This window comes from Frischella sp. Ac48, from assembly GCF_019641635.1.
Lineage (GTDB): Bacteria > Pseudomonadota > Gammaproteobacteria > Enterobacterales > Orbaceae > Frischella > Frischella japonica.
The window spans coordinates 37066-53922 of record NZ_JAETXP010000006.1; the positions used below are offsets into that span (position 1 = coordinate 37066).

At 36.3% G+C, this 16857-nt stretch carries 27 protein-coding genes; 23 read left to right on the forward strand and 4 right to left on the reverse strand.

Annotation, left to right across the window (positions count from 1 at the left end; translation table 11 throughout):
• Positions 1–12: 12 nt before the first annotated feature.
• From rplP to rplQ, 20 genes are all read left to right on the forward strand, one after another.
• Positions 13–423, forward strand: coding sequence for a 50S ribosomal protein L16 (rplP, locus tag JMI89_RS03925; protein ID WP_187754254.1), 411 nt, complete (start codon positions 13–15; stop codon positions 421–423).
• Complete coding sequence (rpmC, locus tag JMI89_RS03930) at positions 424–615, forward strand: 50S ribosomal protein L29 (RefSeq protein ID WP_187754255.1); 192 nt, start codon at positions 424–426, stop codon at positions 613–615.
• Positions 615–869: a 30S ribosomal protein S17 gene (rpsQ, locus tag JMI89_RS03935; RefSeq protein ID WP_039103324.1), complete on the forward strand. Its 255-nt coding sequence runs from the start codon at positions 615–617 to the stop codon at positions 867–869. Before rpmC ends, rpsQ begins: the two co-directional genes overlap by 1 nt.
• 197 nt (positions 870–1066) lie before the next feature.
• The gene (gene rplN / locus JMI89_RS03940; protein WP_187754256.1) at positions 1067–1438 is read left to right on the forward strand and encodes a 50S ribosomal protein L14; all 372 of its coding nucleotides are present in this window, start codon (positions 1067–1069) and stop codon (positions 1436–1438) included.
• Positions 1439–1448: 10 nt separating this feature from the next.
• A complete protein-coding gene (gene rplX, locus JMI89_RS03945; protein ID WP_187754257.1) occupies positions 1449–1763 on the forward strand; it encodes a 50S ribosomal protein L24 in 315 nt (104 codons plus the stop codon).
• A gap of 13 nt (positions 1764–1776) precedes the next feature.
• Positions 1777–2316: a 50S ribosomal protein L5 gene (rplE, locus tag JMI89_RS03950; RefSeq protein WP_187754258.1), complete on the forward strand. Its 540-nt coding sequence runs from the start codon at positions 1777–1779 to the stop codon at positions 2314–2316.
• Positions 2317–2331: 15 nt separating this feature from the next.
• Positions 2332–2637: a 30S ribosomal protein S14 gene (rpsN, locus tag JMI89_RS03955; protein ID WP_039103329.1), complete on the forward strand. Its 306-nt coding sequence runs from the start codon at positions 2332–2334 to the stop codon at positions 2635–2637.
• Positions 2638–2654: 17 nt separating this feature from the next.
• On the forward strand, positions 2655–3047 hold the full coding sequence (gene rpsH / locus JMI89_RS03960; protein ID WP_187754259.1) for a 30S ribosomal protein S8: 393 nt from the start codon (positions 2655–2657) through the stop codon (positions 3045–3047).
• An 11-nt stretch (positions 3048–3058) separates the two neighbouring features.
• On the forward strand, positions 3059–3592 hold the full coding sequence (gene rplF, locus JMI89_RS03965) for a 50S ribosomal protein L6 (RefSeq protein ID WP_187754260.1): 534 nt from the start codon (positions 3059–3061) through the stop codon (positions 3590–3592).
• A gap of 9 nt (positions 3593–3601) precedes the next feature.
• A complete protein-coding gene (gene rplR, locus JMI89_RS03970; RefSeq protein WP_039103335.1) occupies positions 3602–3955 on the forward strand; it encodes a 50S ribosomal protein L18 in 354 nt (117 codons plus the stop codon).
• A gap of 14 nt (positions 3956–3969) precedes the next feature.
• Entirely contained in the window at positions 3970–4470 is a 501-nt protein-coding gene (gene rpsE / locus JMI89_RS03975) for a 30S ribosomal protein S5 (RefSeq protein ID WP_187754261.1), read from the forward strand.
• 6 nt (positions 4471–4476) lie between these two features.
• Positions 4477–4656, forward strand: coding sequence for a 50S ribosomal protein L30 (gene rpmD / locus JMI89_RS03980; protein ID WP_039103338.1), 180 nt, complete (start codon positions 4477–4479; stop codon positions 4654–4656).
• Between the two features lie 6 nt (positions 4657–4662).
• Positions 4663–5097, forward strand: coding sequence for a 50S ribosomal protein L15 (gene rplO, locus JMI89_RS03985; protein WP_187754262.1), 435 nt, complete (start codon positions 4663–4665; stop codon positions 5095–5097).
• An 8-nt stretch (positions 5098–5105) separates the two neighbouring features.
• Positions 5106–6449 (forward strand): preprotein translocase subunit SecY, encoded by a 1344-nt coding sequence (gene secY, locus JMI89_RS03990; protein ID WP_187754263.1) that lies wholly within the window; start codon positions 5106–5108, stop codon positions 6447–6449.
• A gap of 26 nt (positions 6450–6475) precedes the next feature.
• A complete protein-coding gene (gene rpmJ / locus JMI89_RS03995) occupies positions 6476–6589 on the forward strand; it encodes a 50S ribosomal protein L36 (protein ID WP_187754264.1) in 114 nt (37 codons plus the stop codon).
• Positions 6590–6765: 176 nt separating this feature from the next.
• Positions 6766–7122, forward strand: coding sequence for a 30S ribosomal protein S13 (gene rpsM, locus JMI89_RS04000; protein ID WP_065558590.1), 357 nt, complete (start codon positions 6766–6768; stop codon positions 7120–7122).
• A 15-nt stretch (positions 7123–7137) separates the two neighbouring features.
• Positions 7138–7527: a 30S ribosomal protein S11 gene (gene rpsK / locus JMI89_RS04005; protein ID WP_039103346.1), complete on the forward strand. Its 390-nt coding sequence runs from the start codon at positions 7138–7140 to the stop codon at positions 7525–7527.
• A 46-nt stretch (positions 7528–7573) separates the two neighbouring features.
• Positions 7574–8194, forward strand: a complete 621-nt coding sequence (rpsD, locus tag JMI89_RS04010; protein WP_187754265.1) for a 30S ribosomal protein S4 — start codon at positions 7574–7576, stop codon at positions 8192–8194.
• Positions 8195–8219: 25 nt separating this feature from the next.
• Positions 8220–9209, forward strand: coding sequence for a DNA-directed RNA polymerase subunit alpha (gene rpoA, locus JMI89_RS04015; protein ID WP_187754266.1), 990 nt, complete (start codon positions 8220–8222; stop codon positions 9207–9209).
• Between the two features lie 29 nt (positions 9210–9238).
• Entirely contained in the window at positions 9239–9631 is a 393-nt protein-coding gene (rplQ, locus tag JMI89_RS04020) for a 50S ribosomal protein L17 (RefSeq protein ID WP_187754267.1), read from the forward strand.
• Between the two features lie 217 nt (positions 9632–9848).
• On the opposite strand, the gene JMI89_RS04025 is transcribed toward rplQ, so the two are convergent.
• From JMI89_RS04025 to slyD, 3 genes are all read right to left on the reverse strand, one after another.
• Positions 9849–10052 (reverse strand): SlyX family protein, encoded by a 204-nt coding sequence (locus tag JMI89_RS04025; RefSeq protein ID WP_187754268.1) that lies wholly within the window; start codon positions 10050–10052, stop codon positions 9849–9851.
• Positions 10053–10282: 230 nt separating this feature from the next.
• The gene (radC, locus tag JMI89_RS04030) at positions 10283–10930 is read right to left on the reverse strand and encodes a DNA repair protein RadC (RefSeq protein ID WP_246415068.1); all 648 of its coding nucleotides are present in this window, start codon (positions 10928–10930) and stop codon (positions 10283–10285) included.
• A gap of 181 nt (positions 10931–11111) precedes the next feature.
• On the reverse strand, positions 11112–11690 hold the full coding sequence (gene slyD / locus JMI89_RS04035; RefSeq protein ID WP_187754270.1) for a peptidylprolyl isomerase: 579 nt from the start codon (positions 11688–11690) through the stop codon (positions 11112–11114).
• A gap of 246 nt (positions 11691–11936) precedes the next feature.
• Here slyD and ubiA point away from each other — a divergent pair, with 246 nt between their 5' ends.
• Complete coding sequence (gene ubiA, locus JMI89_RS04040) at positions 11937–12785, forward strand: 4-hydroxybenzoate octaprenyltransferase (RefSeq protein ID WP_220679387.1); 849 nt, start codon at positions 11937–11939, stop codon at positions 12783–12785.
• Here ubiA and plsB read toward each other — a convergent pair.
• Complete coding sequence (gene plsB / locus JMI89_RS04045) at positions 12779–15208, reverse strand: glycerol-3-phosphate 1-O-acyltransferase PlsB (RefSeq protein ID WP_187754272.1); 2430 nt, start codon at positions 15206–15208, stop codon at positions 12779–12781. The two genes, ubiA and plsB, sit on opposite strands and share 7 nt — an antisense overlap.
• Positions 15209–15660: 452 nt before the next feature.
• Between plsB and rpmB the strand changes: the two genes are divergently transcribed.
• Together rpmB and rpmG are read left to right on the forward strand one after the other, a co-directional pair.
• On the forward strand, positions 15661–15897 hold the full coding sequence (rpmB, locus tag JMI89_RS04050; protein ID WP_187754273.1) for a 50S ribosomal protein L28: 237 nt from the start codon (positions 15661–15663) through the stop codon (positions 15895–15897).
• Positions 15898–15921: 24 nt separating this feature from the next.
• Positions 15922–16089 (forward strand): 50S ribosomal protein L33, encoded by a 168-nt coding sequence (gene rpmG / locus JMI89_RS04055; RefSeq protein ID WP_025314526.1) that lies wholly within the window; start codon positions 15922–15924, stop codon positions 16087–16089.
• The last annotated feature ends 768 nt before the right edge of the window (positions 16090–16857 follow it).

Here is a 16857-nt window from a genome sequence, read left to right on the forward strand (position 1 = left end):
GGAGCGTCGCTGATGTTACAACCAAAGCGTACAAAATTCCGTAAAATGCATAAGGGTCGCAATCGCGGTCTTGCTGCAGGTGCCGATATTAGCTTCGGTACTTTCGGTCTTAAGGCTGTTGGTCGTGGTCGTTTGACTGCGCGCCAGATCGAAGCAGCACGTCGTGCAATGACTCGTGCAGTTAAGCGTCAAGGTAAAATCTGGATTCGAGTTTTCCCTGACAAACCAATTACTGAAAAACCACTTGCAGTGCGTATGGGTAAAGGTAAGGGTAACGTTGAATACTGGGTTGCACTGATTCAACCAGGTAAAGTCCTTTATGAAATGGATGGTGTACCGGAAGAAGTTGCTCGTGAAGCATTTGCGTTGGCAGCAGCAAAACTGCCGATTAAAACCACCTTTGTAATTAAGACGGTGATGTAAATGAAAGCAAAAGAGCTACGCGAAAAAAGCGTTGAAGAGTTAAATACTGAACTTCTAGACAAATTACGTGAGCAATTTAACTTACGTATGCAGTTAGCAAGCGGTCAGTTACAACAAACTCATTTAGTTAAACAAGTGCGTCGTGATATCGCACGAATCAAAACGTTATTAACTGAAAAGGCGGGTGCGTAATGACTACTAATGTTCGTACTCAGCAAGGTCGTGTGATCAGTGACAAAATGGATAAATCTATCGTGGTTGCTATCGAACGTAAAGTGAAACATCCATTATATGGTAAGTTCATTAAACGTACGACTAAATTGCATGTACATGATGAGAATAACGAGTGTGGAATTGGTGATACTGTAGAAATTAAGGAATGCCGTCCACTATCTAAGACTAAGTCTTGGACTCTTGTTCGAGTTGTTGAAAAGGCAGTTATTTAATCTAATCGATTAAAAATTGCACACAATATCATAAACGGCTAATATTAGCCGTTTATTTTATACTACCCATTTTATTTGAGTGGTGTTATACTAGGCGCCCTCATGTAAGTGGGATTTTTTGGTTGTCTATTCTTATCCATGGTAGTTGAGGTGGATGAAGGTAGATTAGACAATAATTTATTATACGGAGCATTAAAATGATCCAAGAACAGACTAGGCTCGATGTCGCTGATAATTCTGGCGCACGTAGCGTAATGTGTATCAAGGTTCTCGGTGGATCACACCGTCGTTATGCTGCAGTGGGTGATATCATCAAAGTTTCCATTAAGGAAGCAATTCCACGTGGAAAAGTAAAAAAAGGTGATGTATTTAAAGCTGTAGTAGTACGTACTAAAAAAGGTGTTCGTCGTCCTGATGGATCTGTCATTCGTTTCGATCGTAACGCTTGTGTTATATTAAATAATAACAGTGAGCAACCGATTGGTACGCGTATTTTTGGACCGGTCACTCGTGAACTTCGTTCTGAGAAGTTTATGAAGATCATTTCATTAGCACCAGAAGTACTGTAAGGAGCGGGTAATGGCAGCGAAAATCCGTCGAGAAGATGAAGTTATCGTGTTAACCGGTAAAGATAAAGGTAAACGCGGTAAAGTTAAAAGCGTTTTGTCTACAGGCAAAGTGATTGTTGAAGGTATAAATTTGGTGAAAAAACATCAAAAACCAGTACCGCAACTAAACCAAGAAGGTGGGATTGTTGAGAAAGAAGCAGCTATTAATGTTTCTAACGTAGCAATCTACAATAGTGCTACAGGCAAAGCAGATCGCGTAGGCTTTCGTTTTGAAGACGGTAAAAAAGTCCGTTTTTATAAGTCTACTAATGAAATAATTAAGTAATTTGGAGTGTACGATGGCGAAACTGCATGATTACTACAATGCACAGGTAGTAAATAAACTGCAAGAACAGTTTGGCTACAAATCTGTCATGCAAGTCCCTCGGATCGAAAAGATCACCTTGAATATGGGTGTGGGTGAAGCTATTACTGATAAGAAATTATTAGATAATGCAGTTGCAGATCTTACTGCAATCAGTGGTCAAAAACCACTTGTCACTAAAGCACGCAAATCAGTTGCTGGTTTTAAAATCCGTCAAGGGTATCCTATTGGTTGTAAAGTCACACTACGTGGTGAACGTATGTGGGAATTTTTTGAACGTTTAGTTTATATTGCTTTACCTCGTACTCGAGATTTTCGTGGTTTAAGCGCAAAATCTTTCGATGGTCGTGGTAACTATAGTATGGGTATCCGTGAGCAAATCGTTTTCCCTGAAATCGATTACGATAAAGTTGATCGTGTTCGTGGTTTAGATATTACTATTACCACTACCGCACAATCAGATGAAGAAGGCCGCGCATTATTGTCAGCCTTTAACTTTCCATTTCGTAAGTAAAGGTAGGGTAAACTAATGGCTAAACAATCAATGATTGAACGCGATAAAAAGCGTGTTAAGCTAGCAAATAGATACTTTGCAAAGCGTCAAGAATTAAAAGCGATCATCTCTGATGTGAATGCAACAGATGAAGATCGTTGGAATGCGGTGCTCAAATTGCAAACGCTTCCTCGAGATTCTAGTCCATCACGTCAACGTAACCGTTGTCGTCAAACGGGTCGTCCACACGGCGTCCTTCGTAAGTTTGGTCTAAGCCGAATTAAGGTTCGTGAAGCTGCTATGCGCGGCGAAATTCCGGGTCTTAAAAAGGCAAGTTGGTAATCAGAGGAGTGTTATAGATGAGCATGCAAGATCCTATCGCAGATATGTTGACCCGAATTCGTAATGGTCAAGCTGCGAACAAAGTTGCGGTCACCATGCCTTCCTCTAAGTTAAAAGTGGCAATTGCCAACGTGCTAAAAGAAGAAGGTTATATTGAAGACTATAAAATTACAGGTGACACTAAACCTGAATTGGAAATCGCATTAAAATATTTCCAAGGTAAGGCTGTTGTAGAAAGTATTCAACGTGTTAGCCGTCCAGGTTTACGTATTTATAAACGTAAAGATGAATTGCCGAAAGTGATGGCTGGACTTGGTATTGCAGTTATTTCTACTTCTAAAGGTGTTATGACTGATCGTGCAGCACGCCAAGCAGGTCTTGGTGGTGAAATTATCTGCTACGTAGCGTAAGGGAGAAAAAAATGTCTCGTGTTGCAAAAGCACCTGTCGTTGTTCCTGCTGGCGTAGAGGTAAAACTCAATGGTCAGGAAATTACGATTAAAGGTAAAAATGGCGAGTTATCTCGTTCTATTAATAATGCTGTTGTTATTAGCCAAGAAGCAAGCGAAATTAAATTTGCTCCACGTAAAGGTGCAGCAGATGCTTGGGCTCAAGCAGGTACTGCAAGAGCATTAGTTAATGCAATGGTGATTGGTGTTACTACCGGATTCACAAAAAAACTTCAGCTAGTTGGTGTCGGTTATCGTGCACAACTAAAAGGTAATTCAATCGGATTATCACTAGGATATTCACATCCAATTGAACATGTATTACCTGCAGGTGTAACCGCTGAATGTCCATCTCAAACTGAAATTATCCTGAAAAGTGCTGATAAACAGTTAATTGGGCAAGTCGCTGCAGATATCCGTGCTTATCGTCGTCCTGAACCTTATAAAGGTAAAGGTGTTCGTTACGCAGACGAAGTCGTGCGTACTAAAGAAGCTAAGAAGAAGTAAGGTAACACTATGGATAAGAAATCATCTCGTATCCGTCGTGCGACGAAAGCACGTAGTAAGATGCGTGAGTTATTGGCAACACGTCTTGTTGTTCACCGTACTCCGCGTCACATTTATGCGCAAATCATTGCACCAAACGGATCTGAAGTTCTGGCAGCTGCTTCTACTTTAGAAAAAGCTATCAGTGAAAATTTAAAATATACCGGAAACAAAGAAGCTGCGGCAGCTGTAGGTAAAGCTATTGCTGAACGTGCATTGGCAAAAGATATTAAAGATGTTGCTTTTGATCGTTCTGGTTTCCAATATCATGGTCGAGTTCAGGCGCTAGCAGAAGCTGCTCGCGAAGCTGGCCTACAGTTCTAAGGTAGGAGTTAAAGATGTCAAACATCGAAAAACAAGCTGGTGAACTGCAGGAAAAACTAATCGCAGTTAACCGCGTTTCAAAAACCGTAAAAGGTGGCCGTATTTTTAGTTTTTCTGCACTAACAGTGGTTGGTGACGGTAATGGTCGCGTCGGTTTTGGTTATGGTAAAGCGCGTGAAGTTCCAGCCGCTATCCAAAAAGCTATGGAAAAAGCACGTCGCAATATGATTAACGTAGCATTGAATAACGAAACTTTACAGCATCCAGTAAAAGGTGCTCATACGGGTTCTCGTGTTTATATGCAACCTGCATCTGAAGGTACAGGTATTATTGCTGGCGGTGCAATGCGTGCCGTTCTTGAAGTTGCCGGAGTTCGTAACGTTCTAGCTAAAGCATATGGTTCTACAAATCCAATTAACGTGGTGCGTGCAACAATTGATGGTTTAGCAAATATGAAATCACCAGAAATGGTGGCTGCGAAACGTGGTAAAACCGTCGAAGATATTTTGGGGTAATGAACCATGGCTAAAACGATTAAAATCACACAAACACGTAGTTCTATTGGACGTTTACCGAAGCATAAAGCGACGTTGCGTGGACTAGGATTACGAGGCATTGGTCATACTGTTGAGCGTGAGGATACTCCTGCGATGCGCGGTATGGTTAACCAAGTTTACTACATGGTTAAAGTAGAGGAGTAATAAGTAATGCGTTTAAATACTTTATCTCCTGCTGAAGGTTCAAAGCATGCATCTAAGCGTTTGGGTCGGGGTATCGGTTCAGGTTTAGGTAAAACAGGTGGTCGTGGTATTAAAGGACAAAATTCTCGTTCTGGCGGTGGTGTTCGCCGTGGATTTGAGGGTGGTCAAATGCCATTATATCGTCGTTTACCAAAATTTGGCTTTACATCTCGTAAGTCTTTAGTAACTGCAGAAGTTCGTCTTTCTGAATTAATGAAAGTAGAGGCTGATGTTGTTGATCTAAATTCTCTGAAAGCCGCAAATGTTATTGGTAGCCATATTGAATTTGCGAAAATTATGTTATCAGGTGAAATTACAAAATCTGTAACAGTTCGTGGAATTAATGTTACTAAAGGTGCAAAAGCTGCAATTGAAGCTGCTGGCGGAAAAATTGAGGAATAATTAGAAAGATGGCAAAGCAACCAGGATTTGATTTTAAAAGCACAAGAGGCGGTAGTAGTGAGCTAACCAGAAGATTAATGTTTGTTCTTTTGGCGCTTATTGTTTTTCGTATCGGTTCTTATATTCCCGTTCCTGGTATTAATACTGAGGTATTAACAAGATCACTTTCGAAAATGTTAGGTGACAATGGTCTCATTGGCATGTTCAATATGTTCTCTGGTGGAGCATTAAGCCGAGCTTCAATTTTTACTTTAGGTATTATGCCGTATATTTCTGCATCGATTATTGTGCAGCTATTAACGGCAATTAGCCCTAAGCTTGCTGAGTTGAAGAAAGAAGGTGAGTCTGGTCGTAAGAAAATCAGTCAGTATACGCGTTATGGTACGTTAGTACTTGCAATTATACAGGCTGTTGGTGTAGCGACTTCTTTACCAAGGATGGAAGAATTTAAAGATGCTGTAATCAATCCTGGTTTTTCTTTCTATTTCATTGCCTCAGTAAGTTTAGTGACAGGAACAATGTTTCTTATGTGGTTAGGGGAGCAAATTACAGAACGTGGTGTTGGTAATGGTATCTCAATCATTATTTTCGCTGGTATCGTGGCTGCTCTTCCTCCAGCAATCTATGAAACAATTGAACAAGCTCGTTCAGGTGAATTGAATCGACTAGTTTTATTAGTTGTTGCCGCGCTTCTTGTCGGTATAACTTATTTTGTTGTGTTTGTTGAGCGTGGTCAACGTCGTATCGTCGTTAATTATGCGCAACGCCAACAAGGTCGTCGTGTTTATGCTGCGCAAAGTACTCATTTACCTTTGAAAATTAATATGTCAGGTGTAATTCCTGCTATATTTGCTTCAACAATAATTATGTTACCAGTTATGGCTGCATCATGGTTACAAGGTGATGGTGAGGGGTGGCGTTATATTTTTGTATTAATGAGACAGTATTTATCACATGATCAACCGCTTTATATGATTTTATATGCAGCGGCGATTATATTTTTCTGTTTCTTCTATACAGCTTTAGTATTCAATCCACGTGAGACAGCAGATCAGCTTAAAAAATCGGGTGCGTTTATTCCTGGTATTCGTCCAGGGGAACAAACAGCAAAATATATTGATAAAATCATGACACGTCTAACGCTTGTCGGATCTCTATATATTACTTTAGTTTGTTTGGTTCCAATGTTTATTACATCTACGTTAAGAGTTCCCGTTCAATTTGGTGGGACATCATTGTTAATCGTTGTTGTAGTAATCATGGATTTTATGGCACAAGTACAGACTTTAATGATGCCAAATCGTTATGAGTCAGTTTTAAAGAAAGCTAACCTTAAAGGTTATGGCCGATAAGTTAGCCAGAAGTTACGGAGAAAAACATGAAAGTTCGTGCTTCAGTCAAGAGATTATGCAGAAATTGTAAAATCATTAAACGTAATGGCATTGTTCGTGTTATTTGCGTTGAAGGTAAGCATAAACAACGTCAAGGTTAATTTTTAACTTTTAGTTGTCTAACTTTTGCATATTTTACTTGCCAAAGTATAGTAAAGCTGGCTAGAATAGCCAGCCTACAAATTTATTATTTGAGTTTCCTTTATTTGAGTATCCTGAAAACGGGCTTTTCAGCATAAAGGAAATGATATATTTTTATTAACAATAGGAGTGCATAGTGGCCCGTATCGCAGGCATTAACATTCCTGATCAACAACATGCTGTAATTGCGTTACAAGCAATTTATGGTATCGGTAATACCCGCGCTAAGACAATTTGTGCTGAAGCAGGTATTCCTGAACATGTTAAGATCAGAGAACTATCTGAAGATCAGATTGAAAAGTTACGTGAACAAGTTGCAAAATTCACTGTTGAAGGTGATTTGCGTCGTGAAGTAACAATGAGTATCAAGCGTTTATTAGACCTTGGTTGTTATCGTGGTATACGTCATCGCCGTGGACTTCCAGTTCGTGGTCAACGTACTAAGACTAACGCACGTACCCGTAAAGGGCCGCGTAAGCCTATCAAGAAATAATCGGGGTAATTAAGAATGGCAAAGACACCTGTACGCGCACGTAAGCGTGTAAAAAAACAAGTTTCTGATGGTATCGCTCATATTCATGCATCTTTTAACAATACAATCGTTACAATTACCGATCGCCAAGGTAATGCATTAGGTTGGGCAACTGCTGGTGGTTCTGGATTCCGTGGCTCTCGTAAGTCAACTCCGTTTGCAGCTCAAGTAGCAGCAGAGCGTTGCGCTGAAGCTGTTAAAGAATATGGAATTAAGAATCTGGAAGTTATGGTTAAGGGACCTGGTCCTGGTCGTGAGTCTACAATTCGTGCATTAAATGCTGCGGGTTATCGCATCACTAATATTACTGATGTTACTCCGATTCCTCATAACGGTTGTCGTCCACCAAAGAAACGTCGTGTTTAATTTTAAATTAAACCCTTAGACGTTTTAGGTTTATTGGAGAAAGAAAATGGCAAGATATTTGGGACCAAAACTCAAATTAAGTCGTCGTGAAGGAACTGATTTATTTCTTAAATCAGGCGTTCGCGCAATAGATAGTAAATGTAAATTAGAACAAGCTCCAGGTCAGCATGGTGCGCGTAAACCGCGATTATCTGATTATGGTGTTCAATTACGTGAAAAACAAAAAGTTCGTCGTATTTATGGGATTTTAGAAAGACAATTCCGTAACTATTATAAAGAGGCTGCTAGAATCAAAGGTAATACAGGTGAAAACCTATTAAACCTTTTAGAACGTCGTTTAGATAACGTCGTTTATCGTATGGGATTTGGTGCGACTCGTTCTGAAGCTCGTCAATTAGTAAGCCATAAAGCGGTATTAGTTAATGGTCGTGTAGTGAATATTGCTTCTTATCAGGTTTCTCCTGAAGATGTAATCAGTGTTCGCGAAAAAGCAAAGAAACAAGCACGTGTTAAAGCAGCTTTAGAGCTAGCTGAACAGCGTGAAAAACCAACTTGGTTAGAAGTTGATGCTAGCAAGATGGAAGGTGTTTTTAAACGCATTCCTGAACGTTCTGATTTATCAGCTGACATCAATGAACATTTGATCGTCGAACTTTATTCTAAATAAAGTTTAGTACTTAAGAGAGGACACAATGCAGGGTTCTGTAACAGAGTTTTTAAAACCTCACCTAGTTGAAGTTGTTCAATATAATCAAACACATGCAAAAGTGATTTTAGAACCACTTGAGCGTGGGTTTGGTCATACACTAGGTAATGCACTGCGCCGTATTTTATTATCATCAATGCCGGGATGTGCTGTAACGGAAGTTGAGATCGATGGTGTATTGCATGAATACAGTACTAAAGAAGGCGTCCAAGAAGATGTGCTTGACATTCTACTAAATTTGAAAAAATTAGCAGTTAAAGTTCACAGCAAAGATGATGTAATGCTTACATTGAACAAATCTGGGGCTGGTGTTGTTACAGCTGATGACATTATTCATGATGGTGATGTTGAAATTGTTAATCCAGATCTTGTGATTTGTCATCTTACAGACGCAAATGCTTCAATTAGTATGCGTATCCGTGTACAGAGAGGGCGTGGATACGTTCCTGCTTCTGCTCGTGTTCGATCAGAAGATGAAGATCGTCCAATAGGACATTTATTAGTTGATGCATGTTTCAGCCCAATAGATAGAATTTCGTATTCTGTAGAAGCGGCTCGTGTTGAACAACGTACCGATTTAGATAAATTAGTTATTGATATGGAAACTAATGGAACTATCGATCCGGAAGAGTCAATTAGGCGAGCATCTACAATTTTGGCTGAACAACTTGAAGCTTTTGTTGATTTACGTGATGTGCGTCAACCAGAAGTGAAAGAAGACAAACCTGAATTTGATCCAATTCTTCTGCGTCCAGTAGATGATTTGGAATTAACTGTTCGATCTGCTAACTGTTTAAAAGCAGAAGCAGTTCATTACATTGGTGATTTAGTCCAACGTACTGAAGTTGAGTTGTTAAAAACACCTAATTTAGGTAAGAAATCTCTTACTGAGATTAAGGATGTGCTCGCTTCACGTGGTTTATCTCTTGGTATGCGCTTAGAGAATTGGCCACCGGCGAGTATTGTTGAAGACTAATATAAAGTTTATATAAGAAGGATAAAGTTATGCGCCATCGTAAAAGTGGTCGTCAGCTTAATCGTAATAGCAGCCATCGTCAGGCGATGTTTCGTAATATGACAAGTTCACTTGTTGAACACGAAATTATCAAGACAACTTTACCTAAGGCTAAAGAGCTGCGTCGTGTAGTTGAACCTTTAATTACATTAGCTAAAACTGATAGTGTAGCTAATCGCCGTTTGGCTTTTGCTCGAATCCGTAATGCGGATGCAGTAAAAAAACTATTCTCAGATCTTGGTCCACGTTTTGCAAATCGCCCTGGTGGTTATATTCGCATCATGAAATGTGGTTTCCGTGCTGGTGATAATGCACCTATGGCATTTATAGAATTAGTTGATCGTCCAGCGACAAGTGAAGCAGTTGAAGCTGTAACTGAGTAAGTAATATTTTTTATAGAAAAACCGATAAGAGATTATCGGTTTTTTTATGTCCAGATATAGTTTAAGAAATATTATTTTTTAATTTAGAACAATTCCTTAACTATCTAATTATCTAAATATATCCAACCCTAATTAGTTTATTACAGTTAACTGTGTTAATCACGTTTTGCTATTATGGGTTAAAGTTATTATATTTAAGATTTGGAATAGCTGTTAATTAATAATGTGGTGGAGGGGTCTCCTCAGTTAAAGAAGCAATGTTAGATTGATGCGTAGCTTGTAATTTTTTCGATAATAGTTTTAATTGCTCTTTTAGCTTAGTAACTTCACTTTGCAATTGAATAACTATTTGATTTAATTCTTCGATAGTAATATCTTGAAAACTGACTTTTGTTTCGAGTTCTTCAATTCGATTTTTCATTTTTTTTCAGTAAGTTATATTATAAATAATAGATATTATAAATTAAATAGACAATGGATACTAATAATAATGTTATCTGGTCAATACTGTAAATAGCAAGTTTAAATAATGGTATAATCGACGGTAATGAATATTAAAATAAATAAGCAATCGCAATAAATGATTTAATATTTATAGTATGATAGTAATCTGTTATTAAGTATGATGTATTTTATAAGATTGATAATATGTTATATCCATCCACGTTCAGCAAAAGACACGTATTCACCTTTACCTATTACAAAGTGATCAAGAATACGAATATCCAATAAATTACATGCTTCTTCTATTTGTTGAGTAACTTTGCGATCTGCCTGACTTGGTTCTGCTACTCCTGACGGGTGATTATGCGCTAGAATAATTGCAGCGGCATTACATTTTAATGCTTTGCGAACTATTTCCCGAGGATGGACTTCTACACAATTATATGTACCTACAAACATTTCTTCACTACATATTACATGATTTTGATTATCAAGAAATATAACTAAAAATACTTCGCGGTCTTTATTCGCTAATTGACTCGCTAAATAATGATGGGTAAGAGTTGGTGATGTCAATACATTATTTTCAGTCATTTTGAATTTTAAATAACGTTTCGATAATTCGATTACGGCTTGTAATTGTGTATATTTGGTCGTACCTAATCCTTTTTTTTGACAAAATACTTGGTGACTAGCATTTATCATATGATAAAGTGAACCAAAATCATTCAACAACATTTGTGATAGTGTTAATACCGGTATTCCTTTGATTCCTGTCCGTAAAAAAATAGCTAATAATTCATGATCGGCAAGTGATTGCGCACCGAATTTTAGTAACTTTTCTCTTGGCATCATATTATTATGCCTCATACGTATTTGATGATTTTTATTAAATACTATAAATAAAAACTAAGAAATGGATAAAAATTTATTCTAAATTGCTAGATAAATCACAAAATTGAAGATGCCATTACAGCGGAAAAATGGTTATCAAGGTGCATTAGGAAAGCACCTTGTAAATGAACAAATTAAAAGGCTAGTGTTTACAACCACAACCATGGCCACCACAACAGCCGTCATCTTGGTCATCTTCTTCGTGGTCGTGTCCGCCACAACCACAGCTACCATGATCATGATGGTGATGACCATGTGCTCCATGTACATGTCCATGAGCAAGTTCTTCTTCAGTTGCTTCTCTAATATCCACAACTTCAACATTAAATTTTAGATCTTGACCGGCTAACATGTGGTTACCATCAATAGTCACATTATCGCCATCAATCGCCGTAATTTCTACTGGAACAGGTCCATGATCAGTATCAGCCAGAAAGCGCATACCTACTTCAAGTTCATCGACACCAACAAAAACATCACGCGGTACAGTTTGTACAAGGTTGTCATTATATTCGCCATAAGCATTGTCTGCTTCAATTTCAACATCAAATTTATCGCCTTTTTGGCGACCTTCTAAAGCATCTTCTAAACCTTTAATTAAATTACCGGCACCATGTAAATATTCTAATGGTGCAACAACGGTTGTTTCGTCAACTAATACACCATCTTTAGTGCGAACTTGATATGCTAAACTTACTACTGAATCTTTTGCTATTTTCATTTGATCTCCGATTGTTAGCGAGAAAAGATGTTGGAATTTTATATGAAAAATCGATTAAAGTATTCTATTTTTATTAATAAATAAAACAACTAAATATATTAACTACGATTATTTTTGGAGAGTTAGTTACAAGAATCAAATTTTGGTTAACTATAAATATAAAAGGAGAGTTTTTAGAACAGAATTAACAATCATTTGTTATTCCTTTATAATCATTTTTATGAATCGATAACAACACTTATCTAAATGAAGTCAAAAATTCAAGCTTATTGTCAACTTACAAGATTGGATAAACCTGTAGGTACAATGTTATTATTGTGGCCAACTATGTGGGCATTGTGGTTAACGGGAATACCTACACCGCATTTGTTTATTGTTTTTACGTTGGGTGTTATTATAATGAGAGCCGCTGGCTGTGTAATAAATGATTTTGCTGATCGCAAATTAGATGGCCATGTAATGCGTACTAAAAATCGTCCATTGGCTAGTGGTAAATTGAATAACAAAAATGCATTAATTATGTTTGTTGTTTTAATTGCGATTTCATTTGCTTTATTGTTAACTTTACCGCCCCTTACATGGTTAATTGCGATTTTCGCATTTGGAACAACTTTGTTATACCCTTTTATGAAACGGTATACTCATCTTCCACAGATAATACTAGGTATTGCATTTAGTTGGTCCATTCCGATGGTTTATGCTGCCACCCTTGCCAAATTTCCTTTAACATGTTGGTTATTATTTATAGCTAATATTTGTTGGACGATCGCTTATGATACCGAATATGCGATGGTAGATCGTGAAGATGATATAAAAATAGGTATCAAATCGACGGCAATTTTATTTGGGAAATACGATAAACTTATAATTGGTATTTTACAGATTAGTACCGTTTTGATTTTAATGGTTATTGGGATATTGAACCAATTGTCGGGTTATTTTTATGTTAGCTTGGTTATAGCATCTTTATTATTTATCTATCAACAAGTGATTCTTGTTGATAGAAAAAGAGAACGCTGTTTTCGCGCATTCATAAATAATCAATATGTTGGGTTAGTGATATTTATTGGTATTTTATTGCATATTATTCAATAAATTTCTTCAATGGTTTGCATGACTTGGTTAGTAATTAATGGTTTAAGCGTATCATTCATTAATTTAATTTTTTCAAAACTCTCTATTTTAGTATCATCAAGGTAACCTAAATCTCGCAACGTAGATACTAGAGTTGAAAATACTCCTTTATCGAAAAATTCAGGGGCATTAATACCATGTAATACAGATAGCCTTTCAGCAATCAGTCTACTTTCTTTTTCAAGGTTTGCTCGACTTATGGATGGATCTTTTTGTAATAGTGAAAAAGTAATTACGTAACGTTGTAGCGTATCTTTGGAAATTGATGCTAATAACTGTAATGATGTTAGCTTCAAATAATTAATAGTTATTCGTTCGGAAGAATAACTGATAAAATTGATATCGGCAAAACATTGTAATAATTTTTCAATATAGTTCAAGAGCTCTTGCTCATTATAATTAATGAATAGTTCGGCTTTAATTAATGGGTAAATTAACTCAATTTGCTTGGTTAATTCATCAAGTGATATACGATTATGCTTAAGTATGATGCGCGCAATAATAGCAGGAATGATTAACAGATGTTGAATATTATTACGATAATATGTCATTAATACAGCTTGTTCTTGTGTTAAGCTGACAATTTCACCAGCTTCATCTGTAGTTATGATAAATTTACCCATCTGCTTGGCGTGTTCGAACAATTGTTCAGCATTTTGCTCAGGAATAGTCACTAAGTCTGAATAAGGGACCGTTTTTAATAAAATGACAGCATAATGAATATGTTCGATTAATTGTTTTTTGGTTAACGCATTTTGTTGAGAAGCTAATAAAAATGTACTACATAAATTCATCGCATTAACGGCTGCCGATGAATTGATACTTTCCATAATATTTTTTGCTAAGAGATTAGATGTTGGCGTTAACCATTGTGGCCTAACTGTACCTGTTTTTTCAATTGCATTTCGCCAATCAGGAACATGTTGGTTAAGAAATTGATTTAATAAAATGGGTTGACCAAAATTAACATAACCTAAACCTAATTTTTTTAGTTTGAAAAAAGCTTTTACTGTTTGCCACAAATTTTCTTTTTTCTTCGCAGCACCACGTAGTTCATTAGCGTAAGTCGCGACCTCTAAAACATGCTCATAACCTATATAAACCGGTACAATTGTTATAGGTCTTGGATCTCCACGTAACAGTGTTTGTATAGTCATCATTAACATACCGGTTTTGGGGTCGAGTAGACGACCTGTACGTGAACGTCCACCTTCGATAAAATATTCTACTGAATAACCACGAATAAATAATTCGGCTAAATATTCTCGGAAAACTGCGGTATATAATTTATTGCCCCTAAATGACCGGCGGATGAAAAAAGCACCTAACCGACGGAAAATTGGTCCAGCAGGCCAAAAATTCAGGTTAATCCCAGCTGCAATATGAGGTGGTACGAGCCCTTGTCGGTAAAGAACATAAGATAAAAGTAAGTAATCCATGTGGCTACGATGACATGGCGCATACACAATTTCATGACCATTTTGCGCTAATTCTCTTATTGGGTCGGCATTAGTAACTTTTAAGCCTTGATATAAGCGATTCCATGCCCAAGTTAATATATAATCGGTAATTTTCAGTGCACGATAGGTAAAATTTGCGGCAATTTCATTAAGCATAAATAAGGCATTTTTTTTCGCTTTTTCAAGGGAGATATTTTTACTTTTTGCTTCTTCCTTGATTGCCTCACTGATTTCTTGATTATTTAATAATTTTTTTAGCATCTGTTGTCTTATCGGTAAGGTTGGTCCGACGGATGCAGTACGTTGTTTGGCAAAATGAATGCGAGCAACCCGTGATAGTTTATGTGCTAATTCTGATACTTGTTCAGTTTCAGTTGATAAGGCAATATTTTTTAAGGAAACTGTATGTGAAAAACGGGTATAACAATCGCGACCAGTAAAAAGCATTTTGAAAAATTTACGTGTACCTCCTAAGACTTGTAAAGAAAGTTTTTTCTTACCTTCTTTGTCCGGGGCACGGCTAAACATCACTGAAACAGGCAACATTTGTACATCAAGCTGAGAATCTTGTTTATGAGCAGTAATGTATTGGTGAAGAATCTCAATTGATTTATTTTTTTGTTGTTTAGACACAAAAATGCCAGGGCCTTTATCAATATATAAATAAGCCGGTAACAAACCGTTATCGGTTTTTATACCATCTAAAGGATCAGGTAACTGATATTTCTTGCTTAACGTTTGTACGACCATTAAATCTATTTTCGAATTATATGGTAAAACATACAAAATAGGCGCCAAACGGTTAATATTTAATTCTTTAATTGGGTCCGTAGGAATTGATTTGCTCTGGACAAAAAATTCAACCGGTAGGCGAATAAAGGCAAAAGATAGCTTATTCCACCAAGATGTTATCCACTGTAACATAATTTATTTGACTCTAAACATAACAATAACAATTAACTAATCATATCAAAATTCAACTTAAAAAGCATCGAATCAATGTTTAAATACTTAAGAATAATAATGTAAAGATATTGATTTATATGATAAGTAATATCTTGAATAATTTTTGTTATAATGAATTTGATAATGATATTCATATGATGGATTTATAATGTTGCTTATTAACACAGAAGAAGTATATTTTTTATCACCAAAGCTATAATAGTGCTTGAGAATCTTTGCATAACAGCGTATACTGCGCTACCTTAATATTGTAGGTGTAATGTGAGAAGTTAGTCTATTTGGTTATCGAAACTCATCTCAATCGCCTCATAGAATAACTAAAGCCTGACGAGGTAAATGTTCCATTAAACACATTATGTCTAAGGCCTAAGTATACTAAAATAGTATAGAAATTTCGGAGAATTATTGACATGTCACGAGTATGCCAAGTAACAGGCAAAAAACCACTAGTAGGTAACAATCGTTCACATGCGCTGAATGCTACTAAACGTCGTTTTCTGCCAAATCTTCAAACTCATCGTTTTTGGGTTGAGAGTGAAAAACGTTTTGTAAAATTACGTGTATCTGCTAAAGGTATGCGTACTATCGATAAAAAGGGTATTGATGCAGTATTAGCTGAAATCCGTGCCCGTGGTGAATCTTACTAAGAAACTATATAAAGGAAAATTATCATGGCTAAAGGTGTACGTGAAAAAATTAGATTAGTTTCTTCAGCTGGTACAGGTCATTTTTATACTACCAGTAAAAATAAGAGAACTATGCCTGAAAAAATGGAAATCAAGAAATATGATCCCGTTGTTCGTCAGCATGTGATTTATAAAGAAGCTAAAATCAAATAATATGTTTTTGTTATAAAAAACCTAGCTTGATGCTAGGTTTTTTATTGTTGTTAATTGTCTTTTAGTAGACGCTATTATTTCTACAATACAGTCTCATTTCATTTTTATCCATTCAGTGCCATAAATGTAATTAACCAATCGCAAACAGTTAACCTGTTTATCTCAAAGTTATAACTTGTAATAAATAATGATAAATTTTTTGGCCGTCGTTGGTTAATATATGGGGAAACCAGACCCACTGAATGTCGAGTTGTTGTTATATTGATTGAAGTAATCCGGAATTATACTGAGGGTAAATATTTAGCAATAATAACGTTATACTTGTTAAAGTTAATTTATTTTTAACAAGTAAAAAATAGAATTCTTCTGAGCAAGAGAGTTTTATTTTGACCAAAACTATAAGAATTCCAATCAAAGTTTTCTCATTTTTATGATTAACAATACTAAACATATATGGGGTAGCATTAGCTACTATAAATGAACACTATTGATAATCAATTGTATTATCCACTTTTTCGAGTCGTTTGTTTTGATGTAGCTCAACTGTTATTAATTGTTGATGTGTGGCTATGTTGTATAAGAATATTAATGTATTGATTTTGCTGGCAGTTTTTGTATTTATTGCAGCAATAATAATCAAAATGATTCCATAAATAATCCAAAATATACATATTTCCAAAAAATATAGATGATTGGTTCATCATTTTATATTTAACAATAACATAAAAATCATCGCTATCTATAAATTATTGTGATTTTTGCTATGGG

What these genes read in the sequence shown, in the direction of transcription:
- rplP (WP_187754254.1), top strand. Translation starts at nt 13, where the DNA reads ATGTTACAACCAAAGCGTACAAAATTCCGTAAAATGCATAAGGGTCGC.
- rpmC (WP_187754255.1), top strand. Translation starts at nt 424, where the DNA reads ATGAAAGCAAAAGAGCTACGCGAAAAAAGCGTTGAAGAGTTAAATACT.
- rpsQ (WP_039103324.1), top strand. Translation starts at nt 615, where the DNA reads ATGACTACTAATGTTCGTACTCAGCAAGGTCGTGTGATCAGTGACAAA.
- rplN (WP_187754256.1), top strand. Translation starts at nt 1,067, where the DNA reads ATGATCCAAGAACAGACTAGGCTCGATGTCGCTGATAATTCTGGCGCA.
- rplX (WP_187754257.1), top strand. Translation starts at nt 1,449, where the DNA reads ATGGCAGCGAAAATCCGTCGAGAAGATGAAGTTATCGTGTTAACCGGT.
- rplE (WP_187754258.1), top strand. Translation starts at nt 1,777, where the DNA reads ATGGCGAAACTGCATGATTACTACAATGCACAGGTAGTAAATAAACTG.
- rpsN (WP_039103329.1), top strand. Translation starts at nt 2,332, where the DNA reads ATGGCTAAACAATCAATGATTGAACGCGATAAAAAGCGTGTTAAGCTA.
- rpsH (WP_187754259.1), top strand. Translation starts at nt 2,655, where the DNA reads ATGAGCATGCAAGATCCTATCGCAGATATGTTGACCCGAATTCGTAAT.
- rplF (WP_187754260.1), top strand. Translation starts at nt 3,059, where the DNA reads ATGTCTCGTGTTGCAAAAGCACCTGTCGTTGTTCCTGCTGGCGTAGAG.
- rplR (WP_039103335.1), top strand. Translation starts at nt 3,602, where the DNA reads ATGGATAAGAAATCATCTCGTATCCGTCGTGCGACGAAAGCACGTAGT.
- rpsE (WP_187754261.1), top strand. Translation starts at nt 3,970, where the DNA reads ATGTCAAACATCGAAAAACAAGCTGGTGAACTGCAGGAAAAACTAATC.
- rpmD (WP_039103338.1), top strand. Translation starts at nt 4,477, where the DNA reads ATGGCTAAAACGATTAAAATCACACAAACACGTAGTTCTATTGGACGT.
- rplO (WP_187754262.1), top strand. Translation starts at nt 4,663, where the DNA reads ATGCGTTTAAATACTTTATCTCCTGCTGAAGGTTCAAAGCATGCATCT.
- secY (WP_187754263.1), top strand. Translation starts at nt 5,106, where the DNA reads ATGGCAAAGCAACCAGGATTTGATTTTAAAAGCACAAGAGGCGGTAGT.
- rpmJ (WP_187754264.1), top strand. Translation starts at nt 6,476, where the DNA reads ATGAAAGTTCGTGCTTCAGTCAAGAGATTATGCAGAAATTGTAAAATC.
- rpsK (WP_039103346.1), top strand. Translation starts at nt 7,138, where the DNA reads ATGGCAAAGACACCTGTACGCGCACGTAAGCGTGTAAAAAAACAAGTT.
- rpsD (WP_187754265.1), top strand. Translation starts at nt 7,574, where the DNA reads ATGGCAAGATATTTGGGACCAAAACTCAAATTAAGTCGTCGTGAAGGA.
- rpoA (WP_187754266.1), top strand. Translation starts at nt 8,220, where the DNA reads ATGCAGGGTTCTGTAACAGAGTTTTTAAAACCTCACCTAGTTGAAGTT.
- rplQ (WP_187754267.1), top strand. Translation starts at nt 9,239, where the DNA reads ATGCGCCATCGTAAAAGTGGTCGTCAGCTTAATCGTAATAGCAGCCAT.
- JMI89_RS04025 (WP_187754268.1), bottom strand. Translation starts at nt 10,052, where the DNA reads ATGAAAAATCGAATTGAAGAACTCGAAACAAAAGTCAGTTTTCAAGAT.
- radC (WP_246415068.1), bottom strand. Translation starts at nt 10,930, where the DNA reads ATGATGCCAAGAGAAAAGTTACTAAAATTCGGTGCGCAATCACTTGCC.
- slyD (WP_187754270.1), bottom strand. Translation starts at nt 11,690, where the DNA reads ATGAAAATAGCAAAAGATTCAGTAGTAAGTTTAGCATATCAAGTTCGC.
- ubiA (WP_220679387.1), top strand. Translation starts at nt 11,937, where the DNA reads ATGAAGTCAAAAATTCAAGCTTATTGTCAACTTACAAGATTGGATAAA.
- plsB (WP_187754272.1), bottom strand. Translation starts at nt 15,208, where the DNA reads ATGTTACAGTGGATAACATCTTGGTGGAATAAGCTATCTTTTGCCTTT.
- rpmB (WP_187754273.1), top strand. Translation starts at nt 15,661, where the DNA reads ATGTCACGAGTATGCCAAGTAACAGGCAAAAAACCACTAGTAGGTAAC.
- rpmG (WP_025314526.1), top strand. Translation starts at nt 15,922, where the DNA reads ATGGCTAAAGGTGTACGTGAAAAAATTAGATTAGTTTCTTCAGCTGGT.